The sequence below is a fragment of the Sphingopyxis sp. KK2 genome (assembly GCF_001990265.1).
Classification (GTDB): domain Bacteria; phylum Pseudomonadota; class Alphaproteobacteria; order Sphingomonadales; family Sphingomonadaceae; genus Sphingopyxis.
In genome coordinates, this window is the sequence record NZ_LYVN01000104.1 from 1 (window position 1) to 14,661 (window position 14,661).

Genomic DNA, 14,661 nt, shown 5'->3' on the forward strand with positions numbered 1-14,661 from the left:
TTGCCGGTGACCGCGTCGGGGCGCCCGGCTGCGAGCAGCGCCAGATTGCCGCCGACCGCGAAGGTTCCGCCCTGATTGACATTGACCGCGACGCTGCCGGGCTGGCCCCCGACCCCGTTCGAGATGACGGTGAAATTGCCGCTCGCGCCGACCGCCTGGTTGTTGCCGACCGAGACGGTGGCGCTGGCATCGCCGATGAAGGTGCCGTCGCCCTGGACGACGACGCGGCCCTGTCCCGGCGGCGGGGCGGCGGGCAGCGCGGGTCCGGGCAATTGCGACACCGGCGCGGCGGCGAGGCTGCCGCTGGCATGCGCGACGACGCTGCTCGCGAACAGGGTGTCGCTGATCTGGATATTGGCGGCGGTGGCGTTGGCGGGGGTATCGGCGATCTCGCCGTTGACGATATTATAGCCCGCCGACAGGCGCACCGCGCCGTCGGGGTCGGTCTGCGCGACGACCGCATCCTGATAGCCGATCTGCCCCGAAATCAGCATCGTGACCGCGTCGTTCTTGGGGATCGCGACCATATAGACGCGGCTCTGGTCGGTGTCGCCCTGCTGGTGCGCGGGGCCGCCGGTGATGCCGGTGTGGGTGATGGCGTCTCCGCCCTCGGCCCCGACGGTCACATTGATGTCGAACAGGCCGTTGTTGATCGTGATGTCGGCCTGTTCGGCGGCGACGAGCGCACTCGACCCGTCCGAGCTGACGATGCCGCTCTGGATGATGCGCGGCGCGACGAGCGCGACATAGCTGCTGCCCGGATTGCCGTTCGAGGCGCCGATGAAGCTGCCCGGCTGGATCTCGATCGCCGAGGTGCTGCCCGCGGCGCCGCGGAAGCGGATTTCGCCCGCGGGGCCGAGCAGCCCGCCGGTGGTGTCGATGTCGTTGCTGGTCAGCACCAGGCTGCCGACGTTGATCGCGGCGCCGCGGCCGATGATGATGCCGCCGGCATTGTAGAACCAGATATTGCCGCCCTGCGTCGTCGAGCCGCCGGCCGGCCCGATATAGCTGTTGACGGTGCCGTTGAGCCCGATCTGGCGGCTGATCGGGATCACCGCGCCGCTGAGCGGGTCGATCGCGATGAAGCGGTTGAGGACGATATATTGGCCGGTGCCATAGAAGTTGAGCGTGCTGCCGGTGGGCAGGAAGTCGATCGCTCCGCCCGCCGCCGCGGTGTCGGTCGGGGTCCAGTTGATGATCGTCTGGGCGCCCGTGGTCTGGACGTTGGTGGTGTTCGCGGGCGCTCCGGGGCCGGGGGGCGAGATGGTTGCGCCGCTGAGGCCGGGGCCGGTGACGACCTGTCCGCTTCCCGCGACGCCCTGGGCGCGGGCCGGCCCGCCGAGGGCGAGCGCGGTCAGCCCGGCCGCGATAGCGCAGCTGGCGAGCAGGCGCGGCTTGCCGACGCGGACGGGCTGGATCGAAGCGGTGGCACGCATGGCGGAAGTCCTCGATGGATGGGTCATGTCAGCGCGCCTTCACGCCGAACTGGGTGGTGAAATTGAGCAGGAAGCGCGGATCGGGCTTTTCGAGCAGAAATCCGCCACGGTTGAGCGGCACCGCGACGGTCAGGTCGAGCCGCCCGACGTCGCCATAGGCGAGGCGGATGCCGCCGCCCGCCGAATAGAGTTTTTGGGGATTGAGTCCCGCGAAGGCGAGGTCCTTGTTCCAGACCCAGGCGGCGTCGAAAAAGACGAAGGGCTGGAGCGCGCCGCTTTGCGTGTTCGCGGGGACGAGGCTGCCGTAGCGCGCCTCGACCGACACCGCGACGCCGCTGTCGCCGATCACCGTGCCGGGGTCAAAACCGCGCCCGACGGTGAAGTTGCCACCCGAAAACTCCTCATAGGCGAGCAGCGGGTCGGCCGCCCATTGGCCGCGCGGGGCGAGCGAGAAGGTGAAATTCTTGACCGGTCGCCATTCGGCGAGCGCATTGGCGCGGACGAGGAAGGCGTCGGGCTTGCCCTCGATCCGCGTCAGCGGAATCGCACCGGGGACGAAGCAGGCGGCGCCCGTCGGGCCGCAATCGTCGCTGGCGCCGAGGAAATTGACGCCTTTTCGCGCTTCGACCGAACCGCCGAGATACCAGCGCGGTTCGGCGGGGCTGAAGCCGCTGCGTCCGCCGATCGAGGCGGGGTCGGTCCAGCTGCCGTCGGCGCGCAGGTTGAAGACGCGCAGCCGGTCGCGGTTGAGCGGCACGCCGCCGAACCCGATATCCTGGTCGATCAGGTCGAGGCCGCCGCCGATGCTGAGCCGCCGCGCCTGCGTCAGCACGAGCGGATAGGAGGTGTAGAGGCTGACGATCTGCGTTTCGGACTTGATCGGCAGCGCCGCGACGCTCGGCCGCGTCCAGGCATAGGTATAGCTGGCGCCGAATTTCAGCCCTTCGTCGCCGACGCGGAATTCATGCGCGATCTGCGCGACATTCTGTTCGTCGAGGTCGGGGGTGGTATAGAAGCTGACCGTCGTCATGTCGCCCATGCCGGTGATGCCGAAGACGCGCGCGCGGGCGATGGCGCCCCAGCGGCCGACATCCTTCGACCCGAAATTCTGGACGTTGAAGTCGAGGATCGCGGCGGTGCGGTCGACGGTGACTTCGCCGACGACCTCGCCCGGCACCGCGCCGGGGCGCAGCGTCAGCCGGGCAGAAAGGCCGGGGATGTCGCGTGCGAGGAGCAGATAGCGTTCGGCCTCGACGATGTTGAACACCGGCTGGTCGTCGAGATGCGAAAGGTAGCGCTGGAGCAATTTTTCATTGGCGCCGGCATCGCCGCGCACTTCGATCCGGCTCATCCGCGCGGCGAGGATGTCGAGCTTGACGACGCCGTCGTCGATCGTCTGCGGCGGCACGCGCACTGCCGCCAGATAGCCCGCCGAGCGCAACGCCGTCGCGGCGCGGTCGCGGATGTCGCAGACCACCGAAATCGGCAGGTCCTGGCCGACACGGTCGGACCAGGCGGGCGCCAGCATCGCGGGGTCGATTCCCTCGACATTCGAAAATTCGACGCTGCGCAGCGTGATGCGGACATTGGCGAATTCGGGATTGGCAAGCGGGCAGGGCGCGCGCTCGATGGTGTCGTCGGCGGTGACGACCTGTTCGTTCGACGGCGGCGCGGCAGGCGGCGGGGTGCGCAGGATTTCTTCGCGGGTGGGAGCGAGCGGCACCGGCGATTGCGCCTGTGCGGCGACGGGAAGCGCGGCGAGGACCAGCCCCGTTCCGACCAGGATAGGCCCGATAGTCCGCCGCCGTTCCCCGATCGCGCGCGACTGCCCCTGATTGCCCCTGCCGCTCATCTCCACCCCTTGCGTTCGACCACGCGCGGCGTCGCCGCCGCACGTCAAATTCACGATGCGCAGCCCTGCTAGAGGCTGTGCGAATTTTCGACCCAAGGAAAGGACATGCCGCTCGAACGGCAGCTTTTCATCCCATTGTTATCAGATGGATGGGGCGGGTACAATCATTCCCGCCCGCTCCGTTCAACCGCTCGTCGCTTCTGACTCGGCCATCGCGTCGACCAGCCGGTCAAGCTGCGGCGTGCAGCCCTTGCCGAGCAGCATTTCGCTCGCCGCATCGGGGGTTTCGGGCATCGCCGCCACCGGCGCGAAGCGCACCGTCACGGCCTTCGGCACGCCGGCGACCGACAGGCTGTAATCGACGCCATATTCGACGGGGACCGCCTCGGTCGGCCATTTGCCGAACTGCGACAGCGCCTTGATCGCGACCGTCTCGCTCTTGCCGCCGGCGGTGATCGTCACCGCGGTGTCGCTCGTCATGTCGGGACGCCACAGCATCAGTGTCGCAGGATCGGCGACGCAGAAGGTGCCACCGTCGCGATAGTCGAGGTACCAAAGGTTCGGCGCGCGCAGTTCGTCGGGCTGCGCGATGTTCGCTTCGCGCGTCGCCCCACCGCGCGTCGCCATCGGTCGTTTGGCCATCATGCGCGTGACGGTGGTGCCCATCGACTGGCTGGCGACCACCGTCGCACCCGCCGTGAAGGTGCCCGCGCCGGTCAGCGTCTTGGTCTTGCCGCCCTGGATCAGCACGACCTTGTCGCCTGCGACGAGCGTCACGCGGTCGGTGCTCTTGAGCTTGGTCCCGGCGGGATATTTAGAGGCCGACGGCCCGGTCGAGCGGACGACCATCGACTGCGCGGCGGCGGCGGCGGTGACGGCCATCGCGGCGACGGCGGCTGCCGCGGCCAATCCCAGCCGGCGCGTGCGGATCTCAGGACAGGACATAGCTTTCTCCACTTTCGGTCTCGTTCAGTCGTTCTATCAAGAACAGGATGGATGTATCGTGACTGAATTCGGCGCCCAGCGCTGTGGCGCAGGTCACATAAAGATTTTTATCGCCCGCCGCGTGTGCCGCAACCATTTTGGCGATGCGCGCGCGCTGGTCGGGCGTCAGGTCGGCGCGCGGGGTGAAGGTGTCGACGGGCTGGGCGCGCCCGCGCAGCGTCACCCGGCCCATCGGCACCAGGTCGTCGCGCTTCGAGCGCGCCTCGGCCTCGGCCGAAATCAGGACGCCGGTCTTGAGGCTCTTGTTCGCCGCCTCGAGCCGCGAGGCGGTGTTCATGCTGTCGCCGAGCGCCGTATATTGGATGCGCCCTTCGCCGCCGAAATTGCCAACGATCGCATCACCGACGTGGAGTCCGACGCGCGTCATGCCGAGCGGCGGCACATCCTCGGCAGCAAGATCGACGCGGAACTTCTCGCCCGCCGCATACATGGCGACCGCCGCCGCCGCGGCCTGCGGCCCGTCGTCGGGGCGGCTGAGCGGTGCGCCCCAGAAGGCGACAACCGCGTCGCCGACGAATTTGTCGATCGTCCCGCCATGTTCGAGCACGACGTCCGACAGGCGGTCGAGATATTCGTTGAGCAGCCGCGCGACCGTCTCCGGGGTCGTCGCATGGCTTAATTTGGTAAAGCCCTCGAGGTCGGTGAAGACGCAGAAGATGTTGCGTCGTTCGCCGTGCAGCGACAGCTGTTCGGGGTCGCGCATGATCTGTTCAGCGACGTCGGCGGGCAGATATTTGCCGAGCGCCGATTGCGCGAAGGCGCGCTGGCGCGACCCGACTGCGCGCGCCGCCGATCCGACCGCGACGAAGCCGAACAACCAGCCGAGCGCCTGGCCGAAGGCGGGCAGGCCGGTGGTATCGACCCCGGCCCGTTGCAGCCAGAAAGGATAGGCGAGGAAGAAGAGCATCTGGCCGATGAAGATCAGCACGACCCAGCGCGCGCGCAGGTCGATCAGGCTGGTGAGGCCGCCCGCGATCACGACCAGAAAGGCGAGCGCCCACAGCCCCCAGCCCGGAACCGGATTCGCCCATGCCCCATCGAGCTGCTGCGCCAGCATATGCGCATGGATTTCCAGCCCGATCATCTGTTCGCGCTCGCCCGATTGCAGGTCGGGCAGGCGCGACAGCGGGGTGGTGAAGAGGTCGTTGTCGACGATGTCGCCGCCGATCAGCACATAACGACCGCGCACCAGCTCGGCGAACCCCGCGCGGGTCTCGGCGTCCATCGGGATGGCGAAGCTGTCGATCGGGATGTTGGCGAAGACCGGCTCTTCCTGCCCGGCCTCGGCACGGGCGGGCAGGCGGAAGCGGACATTGCCCTGGTAATCGGCATGCGCCTTGTCGACCGGCGCCATCGCATTGGCCATCAGCGGCGGCAGTCCCTTGGGCCTGTCGGGCCAGTTGCGCATCACGCCATCCTCGTCGGTGCGGAAACGCACGCTGGTCGGGTGGGTCTTTGCGGTGGTCACATCGGCGAGGAAGGCGTCGAGGAACTGCTGCTGCTGATATTGGATCGTGGTCGGGTTCTGTAACTGCGACAGATAGGCGAGCCAGGTCGGGGTCTGCATCGCGCGCAACTGCGCCTTCAGCGCATCGTCGTCGGGGCGCGGCGAATCGTAGAGAATATCGATCCCGATCGCCTTGGCCCCCATCTGATCGATGTTGGCGAGCGCGGCGGTCAGCAGGCTGCGGTCGAGCGGCGAGCGGATGCCGGTGTTGAACAGCGTTTCGTCATTATAGGTGATCATGACGATGCGCGGGTCCTGCCCGACATGCTGTGCCATCAAAGTCGCGCGGCTGTCGTAGAGCGCGCGTTCGGCGTCGCCCGCGAGCGGCAACTGCCAGCTCATCCGCGCGACGAACACCGCGACGAGCAGGAAAGCCAGCGTCGTCGCCATGCGCGCCGAGCCGAGCTGGGTGAACAGCCGCCGCAGCTGTTTGCGCAGCGGCACAGCCGCGCGCTTTTCGGCCGCGGCTTCGGGCGGCGCCTCGGGGTGGGTCGTCGGGGTTTCGGTCATCGGATCAGCGGGCGGCGCGGCCGGTGGCCTCCCCCGCCGGCGACGCGTCGGCGGTCGCCGTGCCACCGTGGAGCAGCGCCTGACCACCGTCGCCGATGATCGCGAAACCCGCCCAATAATAGGGATGCGAGGTCTGTTTCTCGTTCATCAGCATCGTCTGCGTCGACCACAGGGCGTCGGCGACGCTTTCGCCCTGACGCGCGGCGAACAGCCCGCCGATCAGTCGCTTGGTCGCGTCGAAATCGTCGGGGGCGGGCCAGTGGCTCGCGATCACCGAGCGTCCGCCGGCGCCGATGAAGGCGCGGACCAGTCCGTCGAGGGCGTTGCCGCCGCCGCTCGCCACGCCCGCTTCGCGCGTCGCGCGGACCGAGGCGGCACCCGCCGTGTCGCACGCCGACAGGATGACGAGGTCGGCGTTGATCTTGAGGTCATAGATTTCCTGGAAGGTCAGCAGTCCATCCGAATCGCTGTCGCCGAACGAGGTGACGAGCGCCGGGCGTGCCGGGCACGACGGGCGCGGCGCGGTGACCAGGCCGTGGGTTGCGAAATGGATGATACGATAATCATTGAGGTCGCTGCGCGCCTTGACCGCGGTATCGGTAAAGGCGCCGCCGGTGAGCAACGTTCCCGCGCGGTCGCCCATCGCCGCGCGCGCGGTGTTGAGCTCATCGGCAGAGATCGGCCGGTTCCATTGCGAGGGGGCCCATTGGCAGCTGTCGTCGATGCCCCCCGCTGCGCCGCGTGCACCGAGCGAGGGCAGGGCGGCGCCGACCGGCAGGTTCTGGCCGAGCCCGAAATATTGGTGCGTCGCGTTCGATGCCGGGGCCTGGCGTGCGTTGCGGAACGACAGCGCCGACACTGCGGTGCTGGGGCGCGTCGTCCGCCCGAGCCAGGCGATCTGGCGCATGTCGAAGGCGTCGGCGCCCGGGTCGACGAGGCGCTGTTCATAGTCGGCGAGCCCGGTGTCGGCGGTAACCAGCAGATTGATCGGCAGGCGCAGCATTGCGCCATCGGGTTCGAAGATCAGGTTGGCGATCGTCGGCAGCCGGTCGGCGACGGGGCCGAACAACTGGGTATAGAGGCTGCGCGCGGTGGCGGCGTCGAAGGGATAGGTCACGCGGCGGCCGTTTTCGACGATCGAGATCGTCGAGCGGATGCTGTCGACCGCATTTTCGAGCTGTACCGTGCTGAGGTCCGAGCGCCACAGCTGCGCGCCCTTGGCATCGATCAGCATCGCATAGACCGCGTCGCCGACGACGAGCATCTTGAGATAGGCTTCGTCTGGGCGCAGCACCGCTTGCAACTCGGCGAGGTCGAGCTTGCCCGGCGCGACAACGCGATATTGCGGAAACGCCGACAGCGAGGCGACGGTTTCGGCCTGCTGGAAGCCAAGATTGTCGAGCCGCGTCTTGAGGTCGGCGCGCAACGCGTTGATTTCAGGGGTCGGGACCATCTGCGCGAGCCGCGCATCCTCGATCCGCGCGCGTTCGATGTCTCGATTGAGCGTCGTCGCCTGGCGGAACAGTCGCGAGCCTTCTTCGCTGCCGCTCGACAATTCGCGCGCGAGTACGGCCTGGGTGTCGGCGACGCCGGGGCGGACCTGAAGCTGGCTGGCGACGAAGAAGTCGGCGACCGCCGCCGGGTCGGTCGCGGCTTTCGCGGCGAGCAGGCGGTAATAGGGCGCCATCATATTGGCCATGCCCGAGGTCGAACGCTGCGAATTGGCGAGCGCGCCCACCACTGCCTGATAGATGGTCATCGCCTCGGCATCGCGGCCATGGCGGGTGAGGAAGGCGGCATAGCGCGCGCGCGACGAAGCGAGCGCATTGGTTTCGGGATATTCGACCGCGAGCGCGTTCACCGATTCGAGGAAACGCGCGTCGGCGGCCTCGATGTCGCCCGCGGCTTCCTCGGCGAGCGCGAGTTCGCCGAGCATCTGCGAGCGGAGGCGCACGATCGAAGTCACGCGCCCCTCGCGCACCGCCATCGCGTCAGCGAGCCCCTTGAGCTGTGCCGCCTTGGCTGCGGCGGGGTCTCCGCGCAGCCGTTCGACGGTGCCGAGCAGGTGGACCGCCTGCGCGTCGATGATCTGTGCGCGTTCGAGCGGGGTCAGCCGCTCGTCGTCCGAGCTCTGGCGGATCGCGCGGGCGTTGCTGCCGCTGTTCACCCCCGCGACGATTTCGGGCGTCAGCGTCACCGCATTGCCCTCCACCGTCACCGCGCTGGTCAGCGGCGGGATCGGGGTGTTGAGGAGGTCGGCGGCGCCGGCATAGTCGCGCTGGTTGAGCGCGTGGATCGCGCGGAAATTGCGGCGCAGGCGCAGCTGGACGGCATCGCTGGTCGGGATCGCCTCGACTTCGCCGAACAGCCGCTCGGCTTCGGCGAATTCGCCGAGGTTCGATTTCTGGAGCGCACGGTTGAGGGTGAATTCGGTCGGGTCGATGTCGGCGGCCGATTGTTCCTCGAGCGCGCGGCGCGACAGCGCCTCGAAAAATTCGGCGGCCTCGGCATAGTCGCCGCTGTGGTTGCGGCGGTAGCCCTCGGCGAGCGCGCGGTCGACGTCGATCGTTCCCGCGAGCGTCCGGGCGAAGCCGTCATTGCCGCCGATCGAGGTCGTCGCGACGTTGATCGTGCCCGAGACGACCTTGCGCTGGCGGATCGAGTCGAGCGCTAGGTTCAGCGCGTCCTTGTAGGCGGTGAAGCCCTCGACCGCGTAGCTGGTCTTGCCGTCGCCCTCGATCCGGGTGGTCCATTGGACGTCGCTGTCCTTGACCATGCAGCTGTCGGGCGCGGTGCAGGCGATCGTGCCGCTGCGCGCGCGATCGACGCGCGCCTGCGCCTCGGCCGGGGTCGCGCGCAGCATGCGGACATAGCCGACCGGCTGGCTGGCGTCGCGGCAGACGATCAGCCACGCGCGGTCGAACATGCCGTCGATCACCGAATCGCGCACGGTCGACTGGACCTCGCACAGCGAACCGCCCTTGTCGCCGATGGCAAAGCTGTCGAGTTGGGTCGGATCCGCCATTTGCGCCGACGCCGAGCCGGGCGCGGCAAGCGCCAGCATCCCTAGAAACGGCAAGAAAAACGGACGTCGAGCGGCCATGTGCGCAATCCCCCAAACACAAACGCAAGGGCGCCGTGCCAGCTCCATGGCGGCAAGGCGCAGTCTTTGTTGCTGCGGTACGACCCATAACCGTTGGCGCGGACCCTAAACCCTTCGCATTCAAAAGGGAAGTGATCTGGCGCACAGGCGCCTTGCGCCCCTCGTGCGCGCCACCTATCTGCAAGGGGACAGGTTCCAACCAAGAGGATAAGATGAGCGCATTCGACGATCGCGAAAAAGCATTCGAGGCCCAGTTCGCGCGCGACCAGGAGGTGCAGTTTCGCATCACCGCGCGCCGCAACCGCCTGGTCGGCGAATGGGCGGCCGAGCGCATGGGGCTGACCCCCGAGGAAACCGACGCCTATGCGAAGGCGGTCGTCCAGGCCGATTTCGAAGAAGCGGGCGACGAGGACGTCATCCGCAAGCTCGCGGGCGACCTGACCGCCGCGGCGGTCGAGATCAGCGACGCCGAAATCCGCGCCGCGCTCAACGACAAGGCCGTCGAGGCACGCCGCCAGTTCATGGACAAGCTGTAAGGACCGCGCGATGGCGATGCGCGAATCCGATCTGCAGGCGATGATCGCGGCGGCCTTTCCGGATGCGAGCGTCGTCATCACCGACCTTGCGGGCGATGGCGACCATTATGCAGCGCATGTGGTCAGTGAATCCTTTCGCGGCATGACCCGCGTCGCCCAGCATAAGGCGGTCTATGCCGCGCTCGGCGGACGGATGGGCGGCGAACTTCATGCCTTGCAATTGACCACCGGCGTTCCTTCATAGGGACCAGATGATTTTCGGGCGCGGCGTCGCGCCCCACCGGAGACTGCACATGACCGAAGCCACCCACGACCGTATCGCCAAGCTGGTCGGCGACCACCCCGTCCTCCTGTTCATGAAGGGCACGCCGCTGTTCCCGCAGTGCGGCTTTTCCTCGCGCGCGATTGCGATGCTCGACCGCCTCGGCATCGAATATGACACCGTCGATGTCCTTCAGGACATGGAGATCCGCCAGGGCATCAAGGACTATTCGGACTGGCCGACGATCCCTCAGTTGTATGTGAAGGGCGAATTCGTCGGCGGCAGCGATATCATGATGGAAATGTGGGAAGCCGGCGAGTTGCATACGCTGGTCGCCGACATCCCGGCGCGCGCCGAATAATCCGCCGCGTGCGGGCAAAGATGCCGCGCAACCCATAGGTATCGCACCTTTTTTTATGCCCTTGCAACGGAACGCTGAACTCGGGTGTTTCGGTTCCTCGGTCGTTTTGAGGGGGTAAGCGAAATGCGGTTCTATCAGGCGACGCGTTTCCTGTTTCCGCGCCATTATGAGCGCCGGATCCTCGCCATCTGTTTCGGCGCGGTCCACCTGCCGCTGCTCGCCGGCCTCGCGTTCCAGGCCTGGCGCGACCAATGGGATTTCACCCTGCTCGCCGTCCTGCTGGTCGCGACGCTGATCGGTACGATCGGCGCGATCCTGTCTGTATCGGCGCTGCTGGCGCCGATCCACCGTGCGACCTTGTTGTTGCAGGATGTCCAGGGCGGGCGGCCGATCGATGTCGTTCCCGTCGGCGGCGAGGACTTGGTCGGGCGTCTCCTCCATGGCGTCGCGCGCGCGGCGAGCGAAAATGCGCGGCGTGTCGAAAAGCTGAAGGACGCGGCCGAGCGCGATGTGCTGACCGGCCTGCGCAACCGCCGCGGCTTCCTCGACTCGGTCGCCCCGCTGCTCGCGCACGACAGCGAGTCGGCGGTGGCGCTGATCGATATCGATCACTTCAAGGAGGTGAACGACGAACATGGCCACGACCGCGGCGATCAGGTGCTGACCGACTTCGCCGACCAGCTTGCCAGCCAGTTGCGCCGATCGGATATCTCGGGGCGCTGGGGTGGCGAAGAGTTCATCGTCTTTTTCCCCGGCACCCCGCCGCAGCAGGCACAAGACATCCTGGCGCGGTTGCAACAGGCGCTGCGCAATGCGCCGGCTCTCCTGATCGAAGGGCGCCCCGTCACCGTTTCTTGCGGCGTCGCGAGCGTGCGCAGCTATACCGAATTGAGCGAGGCAACGCGGCGGGCCGACCAGGCGCTTTACGACGCCAAGGAAGCGGGCCGGAACCTGATTCGCGTCGCGGACTGACCGCAAGCACGGTCTCAGGCCGCTTCGGCCTCGGCATAGGCCTGCGATTCGGCGGCGATCAGCATGTCGGCGAGCATCCAATAGGCCTCGCCCCACGCCGCGAGCACTTCGTCGGTCGCGGCCTCGGCACCGAGCACATCGCGGATCGCGGGGAGCAGCGCATTGGCGACATAGGGATAATGGTCCGCTTTTACCCCGGTCTCGATATGGCGCGCGACCATGCGCGCGACCGCGGGGCCGAGGTTGGCGAGCTTGTCGATATTCTTCGCATAGGCGAGGATCGCGGCGGCGAGGCGCTTGGGCTGCTCGCCGCTCTCCTGCGCGGCGCGGTCGAACATCGCGGCGATGTCCGCATTCTCGAACAGGCGCGCATACATGGCGGTGGTGATCGCGAGCCCGTGCTTTTCGAGCGCGGGGGCGGTGGCTTTGACGATGGCCATGGCGGCGGGAGAGGCGGTACGCATGGGACTGGCCCTTTCTGTGGGGTGTGGGAACGGGGTCAGGCGGCGCGGCGACCGGGGTCGCCAAGACGGAAAAAGAGGGCGAGTTGCAGGCTTTCGGCGATGCGCGCGGCTTTGGCTTGCAGCGCTGCTGCGGCGGCGGGAGGCATCATCGCGTCGGTGGTGTCGGCCCATATGGCGAGCCAGCGGTCGAACATCGTCGGCGTGATCGCGGCGCGGTGGCGCAAATGCGCCGCCATCGGGCTGCCCTTGTAGCGCCCGCTCGTCAGCATCACCGACGACCAGAAGGCGACCAGCCGCTCGAGATGGTCGGGCCAGTCGTGCACGGCATCGTCGAACAGCGGCCCGAGCAGGGTATCGGCGCGCACCCGGGCGTAAAAAGCCGGGACCAGCCGTTCGAGCGCGGCTTCATCGATCTGGCAGTCCTGTGTCACGACTCGCTCCAATCATGTATTTGATGTACATGTATATGCACGATTTGAAACATGCAACAAAAATACATATTATGGTGGCGGACGGATTTTCGAAGGATGTGCGATGCGCCTGACGCGCTACACCGACTATGCGATGCGCGTGCTGCTCTATGTGGGCGCGCAGGACGAGGAGCGGCTGAGCCCGATCTCGGAGATTTCGCGCGCCTATGGCATTTCGCAGAACCACCTGATGAAGGTGGTCAACGACCTGGTGAACGCGGGCTATCTGGAAAGCGTCCGTGGGCGCTTCGGCGGCGTGCGGCTCGCGCGGCCGGCGGCCGAGATCAATGTCGGCGCGGTGGTGCGCCATACCGAGGAGGGGTTCGACCTGGTCGATTGCGGCAGCTGTATCATCGCGCCCGCCTGCGGACTGACGAGCGCGCTCGCCGAGGCGCTGGCGGCGTTCATGAAGGTGCTCGACGGCTACAGCCTCGCCGACCTGCTGCACAAGCGTCAGGCCTTTGCCGCGCTGTTCGGCGGAGAATTGCGGAGGAAGTGAAAAGAGCGTCCGGGGGGCGGGGCCTTTCGGCCGCTCCGCCCCCCGTCGCGTCGGGGGTAAGTGGGGTGTTCTTGAGTGGGGGCAGGGGACATCAGGGACCAGACTGATGTCCCCCACCGCTCCTTTGAGCGGAACACTCGGGAACATCTGATACCATACAAGGGCCGTGCCAGTTTCGGCCGTTCGCGCTTTTGTGCGGGATATGCTGGTTAGCGATTCCTTACCGACATTGCCGGGTGTCAAAAATCCCGACAGATTGGATGCCCGTGCGGCGTTCAGCTTCATTCATGATCGGTTCAGCCTATTGACTACATTTGTAGTCGTGTTGCAGATGAGGCCGAAGGGAGGGGTTCCACGATGGCAGAACGCGCCAGCGAATCCGAAATGCAGATATTGTCCGCGCTGTGGGACGAAGCCCCGCAGAGCGCGACCGATCTTGCCGAAAATGTCGGAGCGGCCAATGGCTGGACGCTCGCAACGGTCAAGACGCTCGTCGCACGCCTCGTCCAGAAGGGCGCGGTGACCGCCGAGGCGCAGGGCCGACGTTTCCTCTACAGCCCCGCAGTCGACCGCGCCGACGCCGTCGGCGATGAATCGCAGCGCTTTGTCGATCGCCTGTTCGGCGGGCGTGTCAGCCCGCTGATCGCGCATCTCGCCGAGCGCGAGGCGCTGTCGGACACCGACATCGCCGAGATCGAGGCGCTGCTGAGGAAGCTCAAGTCATGAGCGCCGCGATGTTCTTTCAGGCCTGGGGCGACACGCTGGTCACGACCGCGGCGCTCGTCCTGGTGATCCTGCTCATCCGCAAGCCTTTTGCGCGCCATTTCGGCCCGGGGCTCACCTATGCGCTGTGGGTGGTGCCGGCGCTGCGGCTGTTGCTGCCGCCCTTGCCCTTTGCCCAGCCCGACGCGGTGCCCGTTGCGGCGAGCGCGGTCCCTGCGTCCGCCGAACCTGCGGTCGAGCTGGTCATGCTGGCACCCGTCGATAGCGTCGCGGCGGTACCGGCAACGCCGGCGGTCCCGCTGCTGTCGCTCGCCGAGCTGATGCCCATCCTGTTCGCCCTGTGGGCGGCGGGCATGGTCGCGGTGCTGGTTGCGGCGATGGTGTCGCACCATCGCTTTCGCCGCTCGGTTCTGACCGGCGCGGTGACGCTCGAGCCGATCGGGACGATCCGGCTGGTGATGACCGAGGCCGTCGACGGCCCCGTCGCCTTTGGCCTGTGGCGGCGCTATGTCGCGGTGCCGCAGGATTTCTTCGCGCGCTATGTCGCCGAGGAGCGCGCGCTGGCGATCGACCATGAACTGGCGCACCACCGCCACGGCGACCTGTGGGCCAATGCGGCGGCGCTGCTGCTGCTCTCGGTCCAATGGTTCAACCCCTTTGCCTGGCGCGCGATCCGCGCCTTCCGCTTCGACCAGGAGGCCGCGTGCGACGCGCGCGTCCTCGCGCTCGCCGACAGCGCGCCGCGCAACGTGCGCACCGCGCGCTATGCCACCGCGATCGCCAAGGCGGCGGTTGGGTCGCGGCTGTCGCTCGCGGCGCCGATGGCGGTCCACGACAATTTGCAGGAGAGACTGACGATGCTGATGCAGCAGGATATTTCGAAAAAACGCGGTCTCGTCGGGCGACTGCTCGTCGGCGGTGCGACGCTGGCGGTGCTCGCCACCACTGCGACGCTGGTGCC

General features: G+C 67.3%; 13 protein-coding genes and 1 pseudogene. 7 read left to right on the forward strand and 7 right to left on the reverse strand.

The window, feature by feature from the left end:
- The 5 genes and pseudogenes from B1A78_RS15740 to B1A78_RS15760 form a co-directional block, all read right to left on the reverse strand.
- Nucleotides 1–1,436, reverse strand: a pseudogene (locus B1A78_RS15740) (hypothetical protein); the annotation flags it as partial.
- Between the two features lie 28 nt (nt 1,437–1,464).
- Entirely contained in the window at nt 1,465–3,288 is a 1,824-nt protein-coding gene (locus tag B1A78_RS15745; protein ID WP_083734225.1) for a ShlB/FhaC/HecB family hemolysin secretion/activation protein, read from the reverse strand.
- Nucleotides 3,289–3,471: 183 nt separating this feature from the next.
- Nucleotides 3,472–4,233, reverse strand: coding sequence for a hypothetical protein (locus tag B1A78_RS15750; RefSeq protein ID WP_077147871.1), 762 nt, complete (start codon nt 4,231–4,233; stop codon nt 3,472–3,474).
- A complete protein-coding gene (locus B1A78_RS15755; protein WP_077147872.1) occupies nt 4,220–6,310 on the reverse strand; it encodes an adenylate/guanylate cyclase domain-containing protein in 2,091 nt (696 codons plus the stop codon). The genes B1A78_RS15750 and B1A78_RS15755 overlap by 14 nt, the downstream gene beginning before the upstream one ends.
- A 4-nt stretch (nt 6,311–6,314) precedes the next feature.
- A complete protein-coding gene (locus B1A78_RS15760; RefSeq protein ID WP_256838640.1) occupies nt 6,315–9,335 on the reverse strand; it encodes a CHAT domain-containing protein in 3,021 nt (1,006 codons plus the stop codon).
- Between the two features lie 290 nt (nt 9,336–9,625).
- Between B1A78_RS15760 and B1A78_RS15765 the strand changes: the two genes are divergently transcribed.
- The 4 genes from B1A78_RS15765 (at nt 9,626) to B1A78_RS15780 (ending at nt 11,544) form a co-directional block, all read left to right on the forward strand.
- Nucleotides 9,626–9,949, forward strand: a complete 324-nt coding sequence (locus B1A78_RS15765; RefSeq protein WP_077147874.1) for a DUF1476 domain-containing protein — start codon at nt 9,626–9,628, stop codon at nt 9,947–9,949.
- 10 nt (nt 9,950–9,959) lie between these two features.
- On the forward strand, nt 9,960–10,193 hold the full coding sequence (locus B1A78_RS15770; RefSeq protein WP_077147875.1) for a BolA/IbaG family iron-sulfur metabolism protein: 234 nt from the start codon (nt 9,960–9,962) through the stop codon (nt 10,191–10,193).
- A 49-nt stretch (nt 10,194–10,242) separates the two neighbouring features.
- Complete coding sequence (grxD, locus tag B1A78_RS15775) at nt 10,243–10,572, forward strand: Grx4 family monothiol glutaredoxin (RefSeq protein ID WP_077147876.1); 330 nt, start codon at nt 10,243–10,245, stop codon at nt 10,570–10,572.
- A gap of 123 nt (nt 10,573–10,695) precedes the next feature.
- A complete protein-coding gene (locus tag B1A78_RS15780; RefSeq protein WP_077147877.1) occupies nt 10,696–11,544 on the forward strand; it encodes a GGDEF domain-containing protein in 849 nt (282 codons plus the stop codon).
- Nucleotides 11,545–11,558: 14 nt separating this feature from the next.
- Here the strand turns inward: B1A78_RS15780 and B1A78_RS15785 are convergent, their stop codons facing one another.
- Both B1A78_RS15785 and B1A78_RS15790 read right to left on the reverse strand, forming a co-directional pair.
- Entirely contained in the window at nt 11,559–12,008 is a 450-nt protein-coding gene (locus tag B1A78_RS15785; protein WP_077147878.1) for a globin domain-containing protein, read from the reverse strand.
- Nucleotides 12,009–12,043: 35 nt separating this feature from the next.
- Nucleotides 12,044–12,439, reverse strand: coding sequence for a group III truncated hemoglobin (locus B1A78_RS15790; RefSeq protein WP_077147879.1), 396 nt, complete (start codon nt 12,437–12,439; stop codon nt 12,044–12,046).
- A gap of 103 nt (nt 12,440–12,542) precedes the next feature.
- Between B1A78_RS15790 and B1A78_RS15795 the strand changes: the two genes are divergently transcribed.
- The 3 genes from B1A78_RS15795 to B1A78_RS15805 all read left to right on the forward strand — a co-directional run.
- Nucleotides 12,543–12,977, forward strand: a complete 435-nt coding sequence (locus tag B1A78_RS15795; protein ID WP_077147880.1) for an Rrf2 family transcriptional regulator — start codon at nt 12,543–12,545, stop codon at nt 12,975–12,977.
- A 357-nt stretch (nt 12,978–13,334) separates the two neighbouring features.
- A complete protein-coding gene (locus B1A78_RS15800; protein WP_077147881.1) occupies nt 13,335–13,703 on the forward strand; it encodes a BlaI/MecI/CopY family transcriptional regulator in 369 nt (122 codons plus the stop codon).
- The coding region (locus B1A78_RS15805) for a M56 family metallopeptidase (protein ID WP_218667989.1) at nt 13,700–14,661 on the forward strand (962 nt) is incomplete at its 3' end. The genes B1A78_RS15800 and B1A78_RS15805, both read left to right, overlap by 4 nt.